16 protein-coding genes are annotated in these 19,319 nt (G+C 59.9%); 8 read left to right on the top strand and 8 right to left on the bottom strand.

Going from position 1 to position 19,319, the window contains the following annotated elements; translation table 11 throughout:
* Positions 1–94 precede the first annotated feature (94 nt).
* Together lpdA and sucB are read left to right on the top strand one after the other, a co-directional pair.
* Entirely contained in the window at positions 95–1,480 is a 1,386-nt protein-coding gene (gene lpdA, locus LPB405_RS07775) for a dihydrolipoyl dehydrogenase (protein ID WP_219101078.1), read from the top strand.
* Between the two features lie 191 nt (positions 1,481–1,671).
* Complete coding sequence (sucB, locus tag LPB405_RS07770; RefSeq protein WP_219101076.1) at positions 1,672–3,351, top strand: 2-oxoglutarate dehydrogenase, E2 component, dihydrolipoamide succinyltransferase; 1,680 nt, start codon at positions 1,672–1,674, stop codon at positions 3,349–3,351.
* 206 nt (positions 3,352–3,557) lie between these two features.
* On the opposite strand, the gene LPB405_RS07765 is transcribed toward sucB, so the two are convergent.
* The gene (locus tag LPB405_RS07765; RefSeq protein WP_219101074.1) at positions 3,558–5,201 is read right to left on the bottom strand and encodes a peptidase; all 1,644 of its coding nucleotides are present in this window, start codon (positions 5,199–5,201) and stop codon (positions 3,558–3,560) included.
* Positions 5,202–5,385: 184 nt separating this feature from the next.
* Between LPB405_RS07765 and lipB the strand changes: the two genes are divergently transcribed.
* From lipB to budA, 5 genes are all read left to right on the top strand, one after another.
* The gene (gene lipB / locus LPB405_RS07760; RefSeq protein ID WP_256387664.1) at positions 5,386–6,087 is read left to right on the top strand and encodes a lipoyl(octanoyl) transferase LipB; all 702 of its coding nucleotides are present in this window, start codon (positions 5,386–5,388) and stop codon (positions 6,085–6,087) included.
* A 164-nt stretch (positions 6,088–6,251) separates the two neighbouring features.
* On the top strand, positions 6,252–7,259 hold the full coding sequence (lipA, locus tag LPB405_RS07755; RefSeq protein WP_005505472.1) for a lipoyl synthase: 1,008 nt from the start codon (positions 6,252–6,254) through the stop codon (positions 7,257–7,259).
* Between the two features lie 209 nt (positions 7,260–7,468).
* A complete protein-coding gene (locus tag LPB405_RS07750; RefSeq protein ID WP_219101072.1) occupies positions 7,469–8,185 on the top strand; it encodes a DUF4191 domain-containing protein in 717 nt (238 codons plus the stop codon).
* A gap of 314 nt (positions 8,186–8,499) precedes the next feature.
* Positions 8,500–9,924, top strand: a complete 1,425-nt coding sequence (gene glnA / locus LPB405_RS07745) for a type I glutamate--ammonia ligase (RefSeq protein ID WP_060824576.1) — start codon at positions 8,500–8,502, stop codon at positions 9,922–9,924.
* 695 nt (positions 9,925–10,619) lie between these two features.
* Entirely contained in the window at positions 10,620–11,369 is a 750-nt protein-coding gene (gene budA / locus LPB405_RS07740; RefSeq protein ID WP_219101070.1) for an acetolactate decarboxylase, read from the top strand.
* Between the two features lie 109 nt (positions 11,370–11,478).
* On the opposite strand, the gene LPB405_RS07735 is transcribed toward budA, so the two are convergent.
* Positions 11,479–11,907, bottom strand: a complete 429-nt coding sequence (locus LPB405_RS07735) for an HIT family protein (protein ID WP_219101067.1) — start codon at positions 11,905–11,907, stop codon at positions 11,479–11,481.
* 53 nt (positions 11,908–11,960) lie between these two features.
* Positions 11,961–12,638: an MBL fold metallo-hydrolase gene (locus tag LPB405_RS07730; RefSeq protein WP_219101065.1), complete on the bottom strand. Its 678-nt coding sequence runs from the start codon at positions 12,636–12,638 to the stop codon at positions 11,961–11,963.
* 157 nt (positions 12,639–12,795) lie between these two features.
* Here LPB405_RS07730 and LPB405_RS07725 point away from each other — a divergent pair, with 157 nt between their 5' ends.
* Positions 12,796–13,260: a Fur family transcriptional regulator gene (locus LPB405_RS07725; RefSeq protein ID WP_219101063.1), complete on the top strand. Its 465-nt coding sequence runs from the start codon at positions 12,796–12,798 to the stop codon at positions 13,258–13,260.
* A 294-nt stretch (positions 13,261–13,554) separates the two neighbouring features.
* Here LPB405_RS07725 and LPB405_RS07720 read toward each other — a convergent pair whose 3' ends face one another.
* The 5 genes from LPB405_RS07720 to LPB405_RS07700 all read right to left on the bottom strand — a co-directional run bounded on the left by LPB405_RS07720 (position 13,555) and on the right by LPB405_RS07700 (position 19,169).
* A complete protein-coding gene (locus LPB405_RS07720; protein ID WP_005505453.1) occupies positions 13,555–14,475 on the bottom strand; it encodes a metal ABC transporter permease in 921 nt (306 codons plus the stop codon).
* Positions 14,472–15,371, bottom strand: a complete 900-nt coding sequence (locus LPB405_RS07715; RefSeq protein ID WP_005508610.1) for a metal ABC transporter ATP-binding protein — start codon at positions 15,369–15,371, stop codon at positions 14,472–14,474. Before LPB405_RS07715 ends, LPB405_RS07720 begins: the two co-directional genes overlap by 4 nt.
* Positions 15,372–16,373 (bottom strand): metal ABC transporter solute-binding protein, Zn/Mn family, encoded by a 1,002-nt coding sequence (locus LPB405_RS07710; protein ID WP_219101061.1) that lies wholly within the window; start codon positions 16,371–16,373, stop codon positions 15,372–15,374.
* Positions 16,374–16,755: 382 nt separating this feature from the next.
* A complete protein-coding gene (locus LPB405_RS07705; protein WP_219101059.1) occupies positions 16,756–17,838 on the bottom strand; it encodes a hemolysin family protein in 1,083 nt (360 codons plus the stop codon).
* Positions 17,835–19,169 (bottom strand): hemolysin family protein, encoded by a 1,335-nt coding sequence (locus LPB405_RS07700; RefSeq protein WP_219101057.1) that lies wholly within the window; start codon positions 19,167–19,169, stop codon positions 17,835–17,837. Before LPB405_RS07700 ends, LPB405_RS07705 begins: the two co-directional genes overlap by 4 nt.
* Positions 19,170–19,319 lie beyond the last annotated feature (150 nt).

The following is a 19,319-nucleotide window of genomic DNA, read 5'->3' as shown; positions in this document are numbered from 1 at the left end:
ACTTTTCGAGCTCGCGGGCCTTTCGCGCATGCTGAGGAACCTACCAATAAATTGGTAAAAAGAACTCATTGCAGGGGTTTCAACCCCAACAACTATGCAAGGGAGCAATATCGTGGCTCAAGAATTCGACATCCTCATCCTCGGCGGCGGTTCCGCTGGCTACTCTGCAGCTATTCGCGCACGCCAGCTGGGCTTCACCGTCGGCCTGGTCGAGAAGGAAAAGGTCGGCGGCACCTGCCTGCACACCGGCTGTATCCCCACCAAGGCGTACCTGCACGCTGCTGAGCTGGCTGAAGATGCACGCGAGGCGTCCAAGGTTGGCGTTAACGCTGTACTGCAGTCCATCGAGATGGGCAAGGTTCGCGATTACAAGGACGGCATCGTCTCCGGTAAGTTCAAGGGTCTTGCAGGCCTGCTGAAGATGAAGGGCGTTGAGGTTATCCCCGGCGAGGGTAAGCTGACCGCTCAGGACACCATCACCGTCGGTGGTGTTGAGTACAAGGGTAAGAACATTATCCTGGCATCCGGTTCGGTCTCCAAGACCTTCGGTCTGCCCATTGAGGGTCGCGTTCTGACCTCCACTGAGGCACTGGAGATGGACTACCTCCCCAAGAGCGCTATCGTGCTCGGCGGCGGCGTGATTGGTTGCGAGTTCGCATCCATGTGGAACGCTATGGGCGTTGACGTCACCATCATCGAGGGCCTGCCGAACCTGGTTCCCAACGAGGACCCGGCAATCATCAAGGTTCTGGAACGCGCGTTCAAGAAGCGCGGCATCAAGTTCAACACCGGCACCCTCTTCGAGAAGGTTGAGCAGGACGCTAACGGTGCTAAGGTCACCCTGGCTGACGGCAAGGTCTTCGAGGCAGAGATCGTTCTGGTCGCTGTTGGTCGTGGCCCGAACACCGCAAACATGGGCTACGAGGAGCAGGGCATCCCCATGGATCGCGGCTTCGTCCTGGCTAACGAGCGCCTGCACACCGGCGTTGGCAACATCTACGCTGTTGGCGACATCGTCCCCGGCGTTCAGCTGGCTCACCGCGGTTACCAGCAGGGTATCTTCGTTGCTGAGGAAATCGCTGGCCTGAACCCCTCCATCGTTGAAGACGTGAACATCCCCAAGGTCACCTTCTGTGACCCGGAGATTGCTTCCGTTGGTTACTCCGAGCCCAAGGCTAAGGAGAAGTTCGGCGCTGAGAACGTTGAGACCGCTGAGTACAACCTGGCTGGTAACGGTAAGTCCGCTATCCTCGGTGCTACCGGTATCGTGAAGGTTGTCCGCCAGAAGGACGGCCCCATCGTTGGTGTTCACGCTATTGGTAAGCGCATGGGTGAGCAGATTGGTGAGGCTCAGATGTGGGTTGCTTGGGAAGCATTCCCCGAGGACGTCGCTAAGTTCATCCACGCACACCCGACTCAGAACGAGTCCCTGGGTGAGGCTGCAATGGTCCTGAACGGCACCCCGCTGCACAGCGCATAATTTTTGCTGACTGGCGTTAGCGCGTCAGCTTAGTATTGACGACCGTTGGTCGTTAGCGGTTGCCGGGCGTATCCGCTGAACAACGCCCCTATCCGGATGCGCGTCGACGTGCTTCAATGCATACGGCGCGCATCCGGGTCACCGCTCACATTTTTCTAGTTCAAGCATTCACAAGGAGAACGGGAAAGATTATGTCCCACACCGTAGTACTGCCCGCACTGGGCGAGTCCGTGACCGAGGGTACCGTTACCCGCTGGCTCGTTGAGGTCGGCGACACCATCGAGGTTGACGCACCCCTGGTTGAGGTTTCCACCGACAAGGTTGACACCGAGGTTCCCTCCCCCGTAGCAGGCGTTGTCGAGCAGATTCTCGTCCCCGAGGACGAGGACGTCGAGGTCGGCGCTGCTCTGGCTATCATTGGCGACGGTTCCGGCGCTGCTGCTCCTGCTGCTCCCGCAGCTGCTGAGGCTCCCGCAGCTCCCGCTCCGGTTGCTGAGGCTCCTGCTGCTCCCGCAGCACCCGCCGCTGCTCCGGCTGCTCCCGCAGCTGCTGCTGCAGGCATCGAGGTCGTACTGCCCGCACTGGGCGAGTCCGTCACCGAGGGCACCGTTACCCGCTGGCTGAAGGAAGTTGGCGAGCAGGTTGAGGTTGACGAGCCCCTGGTTGAGGTTTCCACCGACAAGGTTGACACCGAGGTTCCCTCCCCCGTAGCAGGTACCCTGCTCGAGATCCGCATCCCCGAGGATGAGGACGCAGAGGTTGGCCAGGTTCTGGCTATCATCGGCGACGCTGCTGCTGCAGCTGCTCCCGCTGCTCCGGCTCCGGTTGCTGAGGCTCCCGCAGCTCCCGCTCCGGTTGCTGAGGCTCCTGTTGCTCCGGCTGCACCCGCAGCTCCCGCTGCACCTGCCGCTCCGGCAGCTGCTGAGGGCGAAGCATACGTGACCCCGCTGGTCCGTAAGCTCGCTAAGGACAACGGCATCGACCTGTCCACCGTCAAGGGCACCGGTGTTGGTGGCCGCATCCGCAAGCAGGATGTTCAGGCTGCTATCGCTGCTAAGGGTTCCGCTGCTCCCGCCGCCGCTGCACCTGCAGCTGCTGCTCCGGCTGCTGGTTCCGCAAAGGCACCGCACACCTTCGAGGTTTCCCCCAAGCGTGGCACCGTCGAGAAGACCGCACGTATCCGCCAGGTTATTGCAAAGCGTATGCGTGAGTCCCTGGACGTCTCCACCCAGCTGACCCAGGTCACCGAGGTTGACGTGACCCGCATCGTTCAGCTGCGTGCAAAGGCTAAGGACGGCTTCGCTGCTCGTGAGGGCGCTAAGCTGACCTTCCTGCCCTTCTTCGTCCAGGCTTCCGCTGAGGCTCTGCAGCAGCACCCCGCTCTGAACGCTTCCATGACCGAAGACTACAAGCAGATTACTTACCACGGCTCCGAGAACATCGCTATTGCTGTGGACACCCCCAAGGGTCTGCTGGTTCCGGTCATCAAGAACGCTTCTGACCTGGGCATTGCCGGCCTGGCAAAGGCTATTGCCGACCTGGGTGGCCGCGCACGTACCGGCGACATCTCCCCCGAGGAGCTGTCGGGTTCGACCTTCACCATCACCAACATTGGTTCCTTCGGTGCACTGTTCGACACCCCGATCATCAACCAGCCGAACGTTGCAATCCTCGGTACCGGTGCTATCGTGAAGCGCCCCATGGTTGTTAAGGATGTTGACGGTAACGACGTTATCGCTATCCGCTCCATGTGCTACCTGTCCCTCACCTACGATCACCGCGTGGTCGACGGTGCGGACGCTGGTCGCTTCCTGCACACCGTCAAGACCCGCCTGGAGGAGGCAAACTTCGAGTCTGAGCTGGGCCTCTAAGACCTGCAAAGATTCAAGGAAGTTTCCTTGTGGCGGTGCCCTGATGGGTAGCCGAGCGTAGCTCTCCGGGTTTTCCCGGACGGTGAGCAAAAAGCGGCGGCTCGATCCACTTCGGTGGGTGGGGCCGCCGCTTTTGTTGTGTCTGCTTTTTGTTGTGCCCTCGTTTCTACGGTGTCAGCTGTACGGTATCAGCTATACAGCGTCAGCTATGCCGGAACGGGTTCGGCGCGGGCTATCTCCCAGCCTTTCTCCCCGCGGTGCAAGTCGAAGATGACTTTCTGGCGGGTGACGCCGTTTTCTTCGCTGAGTTTACGGGCTTCCTGCTCGGTTTTATCGGCGCGGTAGCCGGGTGCGGAGACCACCGCCATCACGCGGATGTTCTCGCTGTCGCGGCTGAGTTCTTCGGCGGTGTCTAGGGTGAGCTCGGCGCCGCCTCGCATGCGCCGTTCGTGGTTCCGCTGGTCGATGAGGGCTCGCAGGATCTGCTCGCCCTGCGATGCCTTATCTTCTGCGCTCTGATCCTGCGTTGCCGTGCCGTCGGGTGCCTGCTCCCCCGCTGCGTTCACGGCTTGAGCGGATACGGGCTGTGCCGTTGCCGAGGCATTCTGCCCGTAGAGGGTGAACCCGAGAGGCAGCGCGATAGCCCCCAGCGCGAGCGCAGCGATGCCCAGCCGCGAGGCCAGTCCCAGCCGCGCGGTGGGGCGGGTGAACGCACCGCGTAGCACCGTGAGGCGGGATGTGCCCGTCGCGTCTGCGTTCTTTGGGGCGGGTGCAGTATTTGCGGGGCTCTTTGTGGGGCTCAACGGCTTCTTCAGGCGGGGTAGGTGTTCCGCCAGGTAGCGTTGCGCTTTCTGCGCCTTTGAGAGTTTCTGTACCGGTGCAGGCTCCACGGCTGCGGGAATTAGGGCGCGGGCTCTTTCTGAACAGCTCAGGTAGACGTTGAGCGGGCGAGGCGGTACCTCCTCCGCGAGGGCGACCACGGAGCTCAGTCCAGCGAGCGCCGCCTCCTGGGCAGGTGCGTCCAGCAGGTATTCGAGGGCTCTGCCGAGGCGCTCAATCCACTCGCTACTGGGCGCCCCATTGGTTGCAATACCGCCCGCTCCCATGCGCTGTGAATCCATGCGCAGTGAGAGGGGTACGCGGGCGGTGGAGGGTTCCGGCGCGTGCCCGCAGGCGGCTTGCCAGAGCAGGGCTGCTGCGGAGCGTGCGTAGTTGCCCCGAGCGGCGGTGAGCTGTTCCGTATCTTGAGGGGCCGCTTCACGGTAGACAGCGTCAGGTAGCAGGAGTTTGGGCACTCCGGCGGCGCTCAGAGCGATGTATTCGGCGCTTAGTTCGGCGCGCCCCTCCCCCACCTTTTTGAGGCTGCCGAGCGCCCGGTGCAGGGTTCGCGCCAGGGTCATGAGCTCGGCGGGTGTCAGGGTGCGAGCGCGCAGGAGCTTGTCAAGGGTGCCCGCATCGAGGGGCTCGTACCAGAGGCACAGCTGATTGGCGCTATCGGTGCTCTCACCAGTAACGGCGTGGAGCTTGGCGAGTCCGGGCGCGTTACGTAGGGCGGCGGCTACCTGCGGGGTCTGGGCGTGCCGCTGAGCGGATACATCCGTGTTTTCCTCGAATCCGTACCCGTTGGCTGCCGCGCGCAGAGTGGGTGCGGCAGGAGCCAGCTGGGCGGAAGGAGCTGGCGGGATGGGCTGAGAAATGGTGCGCAGGGTGTAGCGTCCGGGGTGCGCGGAGGTTACGGAACGTGTAGCGGGCGCACTCTCGGTGGTTTCGCCCCGGTACTCGACAATCTGCAGAGTGGGTAGAGCCGGGTTGGCGATGCTTTCCAGAACGTGTGCTTCTTTGCTTCTCATACCATTATGTTATCAAATTGCATCAAATAATATCTTTAAGCAAACTAAAATAGTTCAAGTACTCCAAAGAATAATTCAGGCATTTATCTGCTCATTCACCCCCTCCCCTTGAGCACACCCTCACGTAACATTCCGACGTGTTCGCTCATCACGTGATTCAGGGCGCCCTAATTTTCTTCCCTCCATTAGCAGTACTAAGGTAGAAAGTATGTCTGTGACGATTGAACGCGTGGGCTTCGCCCCGAACTATGTGAACTATGTTGAGTGCCTGGACGAGCAGTACCGCATCCACGATGAGGTGGCTAACCGCACCCGCCAGAATACGATTCTTCTACTTGAGCACGAGGCAGTGATTACCGCCGGTAAACGTACCGAAGATCACGAGTACCCCGCAGACAAGTCCACCCCCGTCGTCAAGATTGACCGCGGCGGCAAGCTGACCTGGCACGGCCCCGGCCAGCTGACCGGTTACCCGATTCTGCGTCTGCCCGAGCCCATTGATGTGGTGGCGTATGTGCGCATCATCGAGGAAATCATCATTAACGTCCTGGCTGGTCTGGGCATTAAGGGTGAGCGCGTTGAGGGTCGTAGCGGCGTGTGGATTCTGGGCGACGGCGTCACCCAGGACAAGAAGATCGCGGCACTGGGCATGCGCGTTTCGCGTAACACCACCATGCACGGCTTCGCGATTAACTGCTGCAATGACACTGCACCTTTCCAGCAGTTCATTCCCTGCGGTATTAGCGATGCGGGTGTTACCACCATTTCGGAGCAGCTGGGCCGCACCGTCACCCCCGCCGATATTTTGGAGCCGCTGGAGGCGGAGCTTCTGAAGTATCAGGACCGTCTGGCGGAGTCTTTCGAGCCCATTGCGGCGCAGGACTAAACGCAGGGTTAGACGCAGTCAAGAAGCTTCGAACGGGCCGTACACGTAACGCGTCTGGCTTTGTTCGTCATATACGAAAATCAGTTTCACCTACGCCTGAGCGGGCGTAAAATAGAAGGTGGCCCACCTGTACAGAGGGCACACCGAGACCAAGGAGAAAACTTTTGAGTACCGCACCTGAAGGACGCAAGCTACTGCGTGTGGAGGCCCGCAACGCTGAGGTTCCCATTGAGAAGAAGCCTCACTGGATTAAGACCAAAGCTATCGTTGGCCCCGAATACAACGAGATGCGCGAGCTGGCTCGCGGTCAGGGTCTGCACACCGTGTGTGAAGAGGCTGGCTGCCCCAATATTTACGAGTGCTGGGAAGACCGTGAGGCAACCTACCTGATTGGTGGCTCCGAGTGCACCCGTCGTTGCGACTTCTGCAATATTGCGACCGGCAAGCCCGTCGCTGTTGACTATGCTGAGCCGTTCAAGGTTGCTAAGAACGTGAAGGTCATGGGTCTGCGTTACGCAACCGTGACCGGTGTTGCTCGTGACGACTTGGAAGACGGCGGTGCGTGGCTGTACGCAGAGACCACCCGCCAGATTCACAAGATGTGCCCGAACACCGGCGTTGAGATGCTCGTCCCCGACTTCAAGGGTGTTCCCGAGCATGTTCAGAAGGTGATTGACGCTAAGCCTGAGGTGTTTGCGCACAACCTGGAGACCGTCCCCCGTATCTTCCGTCAGATTCGCCCGGCGTTCCGTTACGAGCGTTCCCTGGATGTTATTACCCAGGCTAAGGAAGGCGGCATGGTCACCAAGTCTAACCTGATTCTGGGTATGGGCGAGACCGATGACGAGATTTACGAGGCGCTGTGCGATCTGCACGATGCTGGTTGTGACATCATTACCCTCACCCAGTACCTGCGCCCCGGCCCGCTCTTCCACCCGATTGAGCGTTGGGTGAAGCCGCAGCAGTTCGTGGATTTTGCGAACATGGCTGAGGAGATTGGTTTCGCTGGCGTTATGGCGGGCCCGATGGTTCGTTCTTCGTACCGTGCAGGTCGCCTGTGGGCTCGTGCAATGCGTAAGAACGGCTACCCGATCCCTGAGAACCTTGCCCACATTGAGGGTGAGGGTGCAGCCCTGCAGGAAGCCTCCTCCCTGGTGGCTGCAGGCTACTAAGCCTTTTCAGAATCTTTCTGAGAGCGTTGAGGCTCCTCGAACCCGGTGTTCGTCCGGTGTTCGGGGAGCCTCCCCTTATGCCCCGCCCCTTGTGCGGGTAGGGTAAACTAGAAAAATTGCAGGCATACACTGCATCGTTACGTCACTATGGTTCCGTGAGCGTTTGAGGCGCTTCTCGGGGCCGCGGAAGAACCAGCCGAGGAAGAATCGTGGCAGATAAGCGCGAAGAGAAGAAAAAGAAGAAGGAACGCACTCCGGGCAATTTCGCCCAGATGAAGCAGGTCTACCAGATGACCAAGAAGTCCGACCCGAATATCGGTTGGATTCTGAGTCTGTCGGCTCTGGGTACCCTTTTGGTTTTCCTCCTCATCGGTATTGCTCTGGGTAACTGGGTTACTTTCCTGATTCTGGGTCTGGGCGTTGCCGCTATTGTGGCGATGCTTCTGCTGGGTCGCCGCGCGCAGACTGCGGCTTTTGCTCAGATTGAGAACCAGCCCGGTCGTAGTGGTGCGGCGATGAACTCTGTGCGCCGCGGTTGGATTGTTGAGGAGCAGCCCGTTGCTGCGAACCGCAACCAGGATCTGGTGTTCCGTGCGCTGGGCCGTCCCGGTATTGTGCTGGTGACCGAGGGCCCTCACAGCCGCGTGAATTCCCTGGTGAACACCGAGAAGAAGCACCTGAACCGTGTGGCTCCCGGTGTGCCGGTTCATGTGATTGAGACCGGTCACGAAGAGGGTCAGGTTGAGCTTAAGGACGTTGTGAAGACCATGAACAAGCTTCCGAAGGCTCTGACTCAGCAGGAGATGCAGGTTGTTTCGGGTCGTCTGAGCACTCTGAACACTATGCGTAACCCGATGAATGGTCTGCCGAAGGGTGTTGACCCGATGCGTGCACGCCCCGACCGTCGTGCGATGCGCGGCCGCTAATTGAGGATTTTATATAGGTGTGAAGGCTCTGGTTTTTCCTTTCGGGGAAAATCCGGAGCCTTTTACCATGTCCACTGATTGTTCTCGCAATCAGGGTGTTTGTCTGGTGCCTTGCGCTGTGGGTTTGCCTTTGATGCAACAGCTTTCCAAGATTTGTAACATTACCGAAACACGATAGTCACGCACGCGCAAAGAATAACCACTATGCTTGATATGTCACAGGGTTTTGCCCGCGGCCAAAAACTAAACCACAGACTGAATGCGATGAGGGACGATACCCTCCTTCACGGTCAGTCAAACAAGGAGCAGTCCTCATGTTTACCAGCCCCCAGGAAGTTCTCGACTTTATCAAGAACGAAGAAGTAGTCTTCGTCGATATCCGATTCACCGACATGCCCGGCGTGCAGCAGCATTTCAACCTGCCCGCTAAGGCGATTGATGACGATTTCTTCGTCAACGGCCAGCTTTTTGACGGCTCCTCCATCCGCGGCTTCCAGGGCATTGCAGAGTCTGACATGCAGCTGATCCCCGATGTTCAGTCCGCGTACGTTGACCCCTTCCGCATTGAGAAGACCTTGGTCATCATCTGCTCCATCGTGAACCCCCGCACCGGCGAGCCCTACCACCGTGACCCCCGCGGCGTCGCTGAGCGCGCCGAGGCGTACCTGCAGTCCACCGGCATTGCAGACACCGCGTTCTTCGCATCCGAGGCTGAATTCTTCGTCTTCGAGGACGTCCGCTACCAGGTCGAGCCGAACTCTGTGTTCTTCAAGATCGACTCCGACGAGGCTCCCTGGAACACCGGCCGCAAGGAAGAGGGCGGCAACCTGGGCAACAAGACCCCCGTCAAGGGCGGCTACTTCCCCGTCTCCCCCGTCGACAAGCAGGCTGACCTGCGTGACGCAATGTGCGTAGCAATGGACGAGGTTGGCCTCGAGGTTGAGCGTAGCCACCACGAGGTGGGCGCAGCCGGCCAGGCAGAAATCAACTACAAGTTCGACACCCTCACCAAGGCTGCTGACGACCTGCTGAAGTTCAAGTACGTCATCAAGGGCACCGCAGACGCATGGGGCAAGTCCGTGACCTTCATGCCCAAGCCCGTGTTCGGTGACAACGGCTCCGGTATGCACTGCCACCAGTCGCTGTGGCAGGACGGCGAGCCCCTCTTCTACGATGAGCGCGGCTACGCTAACCTCTCTGACACCGCACGCTGGTACATTGGCGGTCTGATTGAGCACTCCTCCGCTGTTCTGGCGTTCACCAACCCGACCGTGAACTCTTACAAGCGTCTGGTTCCCGGCTACGAGGCTCCTATCAACATGGTGTACTCGCAGGGTAACCGTTCCGCTGGTATCCGCATCCCGATTACCGGTACTAACCCGAAGGCTAAGCGTCTGGAGTTCCGTGCACCGGACCCCTCCGCTAACCCCTACTTCGCGTTCGCTGCTCAGCTGATGGCTGGTCTGGACGGTATCCGTAACCGTATTGAGCCGCCGGCACCGATCGATAAGGACCTGTACGAGCTGCCCGCTGAAGAGGCTAAGGACATCAAGAAGGCTCCGGCTAACCTGGAGGAGGCTCTGGCGGCTCTGGAGGCTGACCACGACTTCCTGCTCGAGGGCGGTGTCTTCACTGAGGACCTGATTCAGGCGTGGATTGACTACAAGCGTAAGAACGAGCTGGAGCCGCTCTCGCTGGTTCCGCACCCGCTTGAGTACCAGCTGTACTACGGCGTCTAATTCGCTGGCGTCTCATCTTTCCTTCTGAGCTTTGCCCCGCACCCGCGCTGAGGTAAATTCCGGGATGGGTTTCTGGGGTAAGTTCTAGATAGCAGGCAACGGCCTATACGTTCCTTGGGGAGCGTATAGGCCGTTGTTGTGTGTTCTGAGGGGTTTCTGCAGGGTTTCTGCGGAATGCAGGCTCGCCGTACTATTTTGGTGACGGTTCGTGTCTAATATTTTTCTGTCTCGATAAGCTTCGTGTGTCTTAGTTGCGCTTAGAGTTGCGCTTAGAGCGGCTCTAAGGGCTAAGCTGTTGGTGCTGGCGTTCCCTCCCTTTTCGTCGTGCAACCGGAGGGAACGCCAGTCTATTTTTATGCCCTCGCGTCACTTGCGGTATATCAGCCCCGCTAAGTCAGCCGCGCTTGGGTAATTCACGCTTGGGTAATTCACACCTGGGTGATCCGCACCTGGGTGATCCGTGCAAGGGTCACATCATAAGATGTCGTACCCGCTAGTCCCAGGGTTCTTCCTACACGGGCGTACAATGAAAGTGCGTGCGCCCGGCCAGCGGCACCTACGAATTCCGCGAGAAACGACATCGAACGCCGTGTTCTCCCCACCGCCCTCCCCTTTTCAGCATCTGCTGGGGCGAGTATCGCCGATGACCGACCGACCCGTCTGACGCCGCATCCACTGTAACGAGGAGAAATCTCATGGCATATCAGCCGACCATCCTAAACGGTGAAACTGTTTTCCGTAACGAAGTTTTTCAGACCGGCCTCATGTCCCAGCTGCTGGACGGCATCTACGATGGCGAGATGACCATCGGTGAGCTCCTGAGCCACGGCAACTTCGGTGTGGGTACCTTCAACGGCCTCGACGGCGAAATGGTCGTCCTCGACGGCGTCTGCTACCAGGTGCGTCACGACGGTTCCGTGTCTCTGCCCGACCTGCGCCAGCAGACCCCCTACGCCGTGGTCACCAACTTCGTGCCCATGATTAAGCGCGAACTGCCGCTGAACCTGCTGCGTAAGTCTGCCTCGCACATTCTGGATGACTTCACCGTCTCCAAAAACTACATGTACGCCATCAAAATTTACGGCGAGTTCGAGTGGGTCCGCACCCGCACCGTGAAGAAGCAGGAAAAGCCCTACCCGAAGATGGTTGCCGCCACCGAGAACGAAGACATCGTCCAGTTCGATAACGTGACCGGCACGATCGTTGGCTTCCGCACCCCCATCTATGAGCAGGGCATTTCGGTGCCCGGCTGCCACGCCCACTTCATCGATGACGAGCGCACCCGCGGCGGCCACGTGGTCGACTTCAAGTTGCGCTCCGCAAAGGTCGAGATTTGCCCCGGTACCGGTCTGCAGCTGCACCTGCCGCTGACCCCCGAGTTCTCCTCCGCTAACCTCTCCCCCGAGGACCTGGCTGAGCAAATCTCCAAGGCTGAAAAGCACTAAACTTCTCGCCCGTTTGGGTATAACGACGAAGGAGCCGTCCTCTACAGTTCAACCTGTAGAGGACGGCTCCTTCGTGTTAAGTAGCTACACACTATGCTGCGGGAAGCGCTTATGCCTCGGGCACGAACTCACCGTGGCCGCGCTCGCGCAGGGCGGCACGCACCTTCTCAGCGGCCGCATCCAGCTCTTCGGCGGTTGCGTCCTTCTTCGCGTTAGCGGGATCGTAATCAGCCATGCCGTCAGCCGGGAACAGGTGGATGTGGGTGTGCGGAACGTCGAAGCCCGCAATCATCAGAGCCACACGGTCCTTATCAAAGGCCTGGTCCAGGGCACCAGAAATCTTATGCGCCACAGCGAACAGGTGCGCTGCCAGCTCCTCGGGAAGGTCGGGCCAACGGTCGACCTCAGCGCGGGGAACGAGCAGCAGGTGACCTTCCGACAGGGGCATGATGTCCAGGAAGGCGACGCAGTGCTCGTCCTTCCAGACGAAGCGGCCGGGAATCTCACCCTCAATAATCTTGTTAAAAATCGTGCTCACAATACTCTCCTTCATGCGCCGTCATCGGCGCGGTTGAAGCTCAACGGTCAGGCTTACGCCTCAACCTCAATGCTCTCACCGGGGTTCAAGTGCTTCAGCTCCGTGCCGTACTTCGCGCCGAAGTTCGTCACCAGGCCCTCAATAATGCCGGTGCCGTTCTGGTTAATCATGCCGTTGTGAATCGGAATCACACGCTGAGCGCCGGTCGCAATCACAAAATCGATGACTTCCTGAACCTTCGACCAGGGGGCGTGAATCGGCACCAGAACGGTATTCGCACGCACGCGGTGAGGAACCACCAGCGAATCGCCCGGATGGTACACTACACCGTTAATCAGGTAACCAACATTGGCGATGGTCTGGATCAGCGGGTGAATCAGAGCGTGCTGACCACCGTAGGTCTTCACCTCAAAACCGGGGATGCTGAACTCAGAATCAGAGGAAACAACGGTGACCTCGGCAGCGGGCACAGCCTCCTTAATGACCTGGGCAACAGCCTCGGGAGCCCAAATCTTCAACGGGGTCTGCGACTCGGCGCGCTGAGCAATCAGCGGCAGCACCGACGGGCCATCAAAATGATCCGGATGCGCGTGGGTCACGAACAGGTAATCGGCGCCTTCCAGCGCGGTGGCATGCTCACCTTCAGCGGCAAAGTTGCCGGGGTCAAGAACGAGGGTGCGCCCCTCATTCTCAAGGCGGATACATGAGTGGGTGTACTTCGTCATTTTCATAGTTTTAGTCTACCGTTAACCCTCATTCGTGCCTGTTGGTAACTTCAATTTTTGAGATAAAGCGCAAATCAACCACCTTTTGAACGCCTCTAGTGTAAAGTCGTAAGACAAGATCGACCACACAATGGGGCGGATCTCCACCCCGAAAGGTTCAGCAATGGACACTCATATTCCCGTACGGAGAATTACGAAGCCCGCCGAAGCCCGAAATACCCGCCAGCGTCGCATCATCAAGGCGACCATGGAAGAGCTCGGCGATTTCATCTCAGCACAGGATCTGCACCTGATCCTCGCGAACCGCAAGGAACAGGTCTCTCTCGCAACCACCTACCGCGTGCTGCAGTCGCTGGCTAACGCCGGTGAGCTGGACTCGGTCAAGGGTATTGAGGGTGAGACTCTGTACCGCCACTGCCGGGTGAAAGATCACCACCACCACCTGCTCTGCCGCCGATGCGGCACCGCCATTGAGCTGGAAGCACCCGCCCTTGAGGATTGGGCACTGGCGATGGGCAAGCAGCACGGCTTCTCGGAGCTGGAGCACGTGGTTGAAGTGACCGGTTACTGCCCGGACTGCACTTTGGCACGTCGCGAGGAAGAATCGCAGGGCGGCACTGCACGCTAACATTGCAGGCTAAGCCGCAACCCCTAAGCCCCTCATTCTGAGGAGCCCCCCTCGAGGGAAAACCTTCTCAACGAAGGATACGGCGCTTTCAAAGACATGCGCTTTCAAAGATTGACGCCTTCAAAGATCTTTGACGCCGCAACAGCACGACACACAGGGCATCTGGACAGGGCTACACAACCCCACACGGACTAAGCCCACGCCGCACCGGGACATCCCCCTTCACCGCGGCACCTATGCACGACAACGAAAGAGCCCCACCTCATTCCCGAGGTGGGGCTCTTTCTATAGGTCTTATGCCTTCTCAGCCAGCTGGCGGCCCGACGCGCTATGGCGGCGCTTCACGCCACCAATCACACGGCACACCACGTAAATCAGGAAGGAAATACTGGTCACATAGGGGCTAATCGGCAGCGAACCGGCAAGAGCCAGCAGAATACCGCCCACGATGGACGCCTCCGCGAACAGCACCGACAGGATCAGGGTGCGCACCGGAGAGGCAGTCACCTGCATCGCCGCAGCCGCCGGAGTAATCAGCAGCGCCAGCACCAGCAGCGAACCGACCACCTGCACCGACAGCGCCACAGCAATACCCAGAATCACCATGAACACCAGGGACAGAAAGCGCATCGGCACGCCCTTAGCGCGCGCGACCTCCGGGTCCAGGGAGGCGAAGCTCAGCGGACGCCACACCATCACCAGCAGGCTGATAATAACCACCGCACCAATAATCATGGTGTGCAGCTGGTCGGCATCCACGGACACGATCTGACCGGTCAGCAGACCAAACTTATTCGCGCTACGACCCTGGTACAGGGAGAGGAAAAGAATACCCAAGCCCAGGCCGAACGGCATGAGCGCACCAATGACCGAGTTCGAGTTGCTCGCCTTAGAGCCCAGAAAGGCAATCAGCAAAGCCGAAGCAATCGAACCCACCATGGAGCCGGTCACCACGTCATAGCCGAGCAACAGGGCAAGGGCGGCACCCGCGAAAGACATTTCAGAGACGCCGTGCACCGCAAAGGCGTGGTCGCGCATCATCACAAAAATACCGACGAAACCGCCGATAAGGCCCAGAACAGCGCCAGCAAAAATGGAGTTCTGTAGCATCTGCAACAGCTCGCCGTAGCGGTCAAAGACGAAAATGCGGGAGAGCAAATCGTTCTGCGCGGCGGCAACCGGAGCCAGGGCGGGGAGGGAAGCAAGAATGGTCATCGAGTGGTTCCTCCCGGAAGGTGTAGGGTGCGCTGCGGTTCAGAAAGACCGGACTTCAGGTGGGAGCCGTGAATGTTCTGGTCGGTGCCCTCAATATGGCAGTGGTCGCTGGCGTGAGTCTCACCCACCACCACGTAGCGGCCATTGGATTTGAGCACGCTCACCGGGGTTCCGTACAGGGAGGTGAGAGTCTCGCTGGTCATGACCTCTTCCACCGACCCGACCGTGAAACGGCCGTTCGCCAGGTAGAGAACGCGATCCACATGCTCAATGATGGGGTTGATTTCGTGGGTCACGAACACCACCGCCACACCGCGTTCACGGTTGAACCGGTGAATCAGCTCAGCCACCGCGTACTGGTGGTTGAGGTCCAGGGAGAGCAGCGCCTCGTCAGCCAGCAGAATCTTCGGGTCGTTCGCGAGCGCCTGAGCGATACGCAGACGCTGCTGCTCACCGCCGGAGAGCAGACCCACCGGCACGTTTGCGTACTCGGTCGCGCCGACGGCTTCGAGGAGCTCGTCCACCTTGGCGCGGTATTTGCGGCCGTGCAGGCGGATGCCCCAGCGGTGCCCGTCCACGCCTAGTCCCACCAGGTCGCGGGCGCGCATCGGGGTGGAGGTGGGGATGGACTTCTGTTGCGGTACGTAGCCGACGCCGGCGTTGCCCAGGCGTGCGGGCTTGCCGAGCACGGAGATTTCGCCGGCGTTGAGTCCGGTCAGGCCGAGAACGACTTTGAGGAAGGTGGACTTGCCGGAGCCGTTGGGTCCGAGCACGGCGAAGTATTCGCCTGCGCCGATGTCGAGGGTTAGATCTTTCCAGAGGGTGCGGGCCCCGAAAGCGAGGCTACCCCCGCGAATGGAAATCGCGGGGGCGGCACCGTTATTGTTGTCAGTCACTTAGGAGAGCGCCTTTTCGAGGTTGCTGACGTTGGTCTTCATCCATGCCAAGTAGTTGGTGTTCTCCGGCAGGGTTTCGGTGAAGGATACGTAGTTCACCGAGGCGTCCTTAGCTGCTTGCAACACCTCGTTGGTCTGGGAGGTGGAGGTTTGCTCGTTGTAGGCGAGCAGCTGGACCTTCTTCTCGGTGACCATGTCCTTGGTTTCCTTCAGGACGAGTGCGGGGACGTCGTTGCCGGCTTCTGCCGCCTCAGCGAATTCGCTGGGGGTTGCGTTCTCTGCGCCGGTGGAGGAAATCAGGTAGTCCGGCACGGGCTCGGTGGACAGGTACTTCTTACCTTCACCGGCGATTGCCTTGGCGGTGGTGTCCAGTGCGTCCAGTTCCTTGGAGAAGGTGGATGCGTTGGTGCGGAACGCCTCAGCGTGTGCGGAGTCGAGGCCTGCGAGCTCTTCAGCAATCTGCTGGGCGACCTTCTTCATGGTTTCGAAGTCGTACCAGAGGTGCTCGTTGAACTCGTGTGCGTGGGCGTGGTCGCCGCCGTCTTCGTGGTGTTCGCCGCCGCGGTGGTCCTCGACCAGGTGGGTGTATTCGGCGTCGGTGAGCTTGCCGCTGACCTTGACCGCGTTCACGATCTTCTGGGAGGTGTTGTCCTTGCCGGCGAGGTCTTCGAGGAACAAGTCGTAGCCTGCGCCGTTGATGACGATCAGGGATGCGTCCTTTGCCTTGAGGCGGTCGGCGCTGGTGGCTTCGTAGGAGTGGGGATCGGTGCTGGTGGAGGCAATGAGTGCGGTGGCCTCAATGTAGTCGCCGCCGACCTGCTTGGCGATGTCTGCGTAGACGTCGGTGGAGGCGACGACCTTCACCTTGCCGTTGTTGGAGCCAGCCGAGGAGGACGAACCGGAGCTGTTCTCGGTTGCGCAGCCTGCCAGCAGCAGGGAGGACGCGGCGAGTGAGCCCATTGCGGTGAGGAAGTGCTTGCGGGTGATCTTCGGGTGCGACATGAGGGCTCTCTTTCGGTTCGTTCTAGTCTGTAGGTTTCTTAACTACATCATGCGCACACCCGTATAAACAACTCTTTATTGCTCTCTTTTAAGTGGTGTTAGGCTACCCTTTTCCCTGTCAATAGCTTATGGTGCATGGATGTTTAGCTATACCTACTCCGCTCCCCTGCCGCCGCTTCATGCCGCCGCCTGAGCCTGTCCCTTACGTGCGCCCATCAACCGTTTTTGATAGTAAAACAGCCCACCCCGCGCTCTCTTTCACGAGAGTGCGGGGCGGGCTGTGTTCAAGATTCCCCCGTTTTGCTCGGGTGTTTTACTCGGGTGTTTTACTCGGGTATTTTATTCGGGGTATCTCACGATGCGGTTACTGGGCTTCATGCGGTTACTGGGCTTCACGCGACTGCTGTCGGCGTACACGCTCACGCACCGCGTCCTGGGTGGTGTCGTTGATTTCGCCGACAAGCTCCTCCAGCACATCTTCGAGGAAGACCACGCCGAGGGTTACGCCCTGTTCATCCATAACCTGCGCGATATGGGTTCGGCTGCGCTGCATGGAGGCAAGCGCATCATCAATATCGGTGGTCGGGGTGAGCGTGTCCAGGGAACGCAGCTTGTACCAGGGGAAGGGCTCCTCGAACCGCTCAGGGGCGATGGCGAGGGCGTCCTTCACGTGCAGGTAGCCCATGTAGGTTCCGTCGCTGTCGGTAATGACGAAGCGGGAGTAGCCGCTGCGTGCCACGGCGCGTTCCAGTTCGGCGGGGGTGCTACCGAAGGGCAGGGTGACGAGCTTATCGCCGGGCACCATGATTTCGTAGACGTCCTTCTCGGTGAATTCGAGGGCGCTTTCAATCACGCCAGCGTCGTCTTCCACGGTGCCTTCCGCGGTTGAGGTTGCCACAATGGTCTGCAGCTCGCCCAGGGTGAAGGTGGAGGCGACTTCGTCCTTCGCTTCGACCTTCATGAGCGCCAGCAGCTTATTGGACAGGTTGTTCAGCAGGGCGACCACGGGGGCGAAGATCTTGGAGAAGGTCACCAGGGTCGGCACAATCCAGAGAGCCACGCCGCGGGCGGCGAGGGTCACGGCGGCGTTCTTGGGAACCATCTCGCCGAAGATCACGTGCAGGTAGGTGACCAGGATCAGGGTGACGCCGAAGGCGATGACGTCCACGATTGCGTGGGGCAGGCCGACCAGGTGCAGGGGCACCTCCAGCATGTGGTGCAGTGCCGGTTCTGAGACGTTCAGGATCAGCAGGGAACAGATGGTGATGCCCAGCTGGCAGGTGGCGAGCATGAGCGAGACGTTCTCTAGCGCGTAGATGACGGTCTGCGCTCGCTTATTGCCTTCTTCGGCGAGCGGGTCGATCTGTGCTCGTCGGGTGGACATGATGGCGAATTCACCGGCGACGAAGAAGGCGTTTCCGGCGAGCAGGATGACGAGCAGTGCGATGGCTACCCAGTCGTTCATGCCTTGCCTCCCTTCTCGGTCTGTTCCTGTGCGCTAGGTGCGGGGGTGAATCGGATGCGGTCCACGCGGCGTCCTTCGAGGGTGTCCACGCGCAGGGTGCCGCCGGGTACGGGGACGCTGTCGCCTACTTCGGGGATGCGGCCGAGCCGTTCCATCATGAAGCCGCCGACGGTTTCGTATTCGGGGCTTTCCTCAACCTCGAGCCCGGGGATAAGGGCGTTGATTTCGTCGGGGCGGCGCAGGCCGGAGAACACCCAGTCGCCGTTGCTGTAGCGTAGGGGGCGTTCGGTGCGGCCGCGGTCGTGTTCGTCGGAGACTTCGCCGACGATTTCTTCGACGAGGTCTTCAAGCGTTGCGATGCCGGCGGTTCCACCGTATTCATCGAGGACCACGGCGAGCTGCAGGGCACCTTGGCGCAGCTGGGTGAGCAGCGCGTCCAGGTGCAGGGTTTCGGGCACCTGCAGCACGTCTTCTGCGAGGGCACCAGCTTCGAGGGTTTCGCGGACCTCCGGGGGCACGCCGACCGCTTTCTTCACGTGCACGACGCCCACGATGTTGTCGTGGTCGCCCTTGTAGAGGGGGAATCGGGAGTGGCCGGTGGAGCGTGCCAGCTTGATGACCTCGGCAACGGGGGCGGTGTCTTCGAGCATGGCAACCTGGCCGCGCGGGGTCATCACTTCGGAGGCGGTCAGCTCGGAGAAGCGCAGGGTGCGGTCCACGAAACGTGCTGCGTCGGAGTCGAGGGTGCCTTCTTCTGCGGAGCGGCGCACCATGGAGGAGAGCTCTTCGGGGGTGCGTGCGGCGGAGAGTTCTTCTTTGGCTTCCATGCCGAAGCGTCCAAGGATCCAGTTGGCGGAGCCGTTCATGAGGCGTACGAGCGGGGACATGACGCGGGTGAATGCCAGCTGTGCGGGGGCAACTCGGCGTGCCACAGTGTAGGGTTCGGCAATGGCGAGGCCCTTGGGCAGTAGTTCACCAACAACCATGGACAGCAGGGTTGCGATGAGCATTGCCAGCAGCAGGGTGAGCATATCGGTCACGCTACTGGGCAGCCCCATGCTGTTGATTACACCGGTGGTGAGCGCCTTGATGGCGGAATCGAGAGTGTAGCCGGTCAGCAGCGTAGTGATGGTGATGCCAATCTGGCAACTGGACAGCTGAGTGGAGAGGGTTTTGAGGCAGCGCAGGACGGCGTCGGCGGCTTTATCGCCGGAGTCTTTTGCCTGCTGCACGGTCGCGGTTTCGAGCGCCACGAGGGAGAACTCTACGGCGACGAAGAAGCCGGTACCCAGGATGAGGAGTAGGCCGATGAACAGGAGTATCAGATCCACGCGGTCACCGCCTCCGCGGGGTGGTTTGCGCTGCGCTGGTTCTGGTGTAGAGATTCAACGGGTAACCTGTCCAGATGCTGAGCACCCGAGGAGGGGTTGTTTTCGGGTGTGCTGATGCCATAGGGCGCAGCGTGTGCCAGCAGTATTCTG

Source organism: Rothia mucilaginosa (assembly GCF_019334805.1).
GTDB lineage: Bacteria > Actinomycetota > Actinomycetes > Actinomycetales > Micrococcaceae > Rothia > Rothia mucilaginosa_C.
This window is presented reverse-complemented; position numbering and strand designations above follow the sequence as displayed.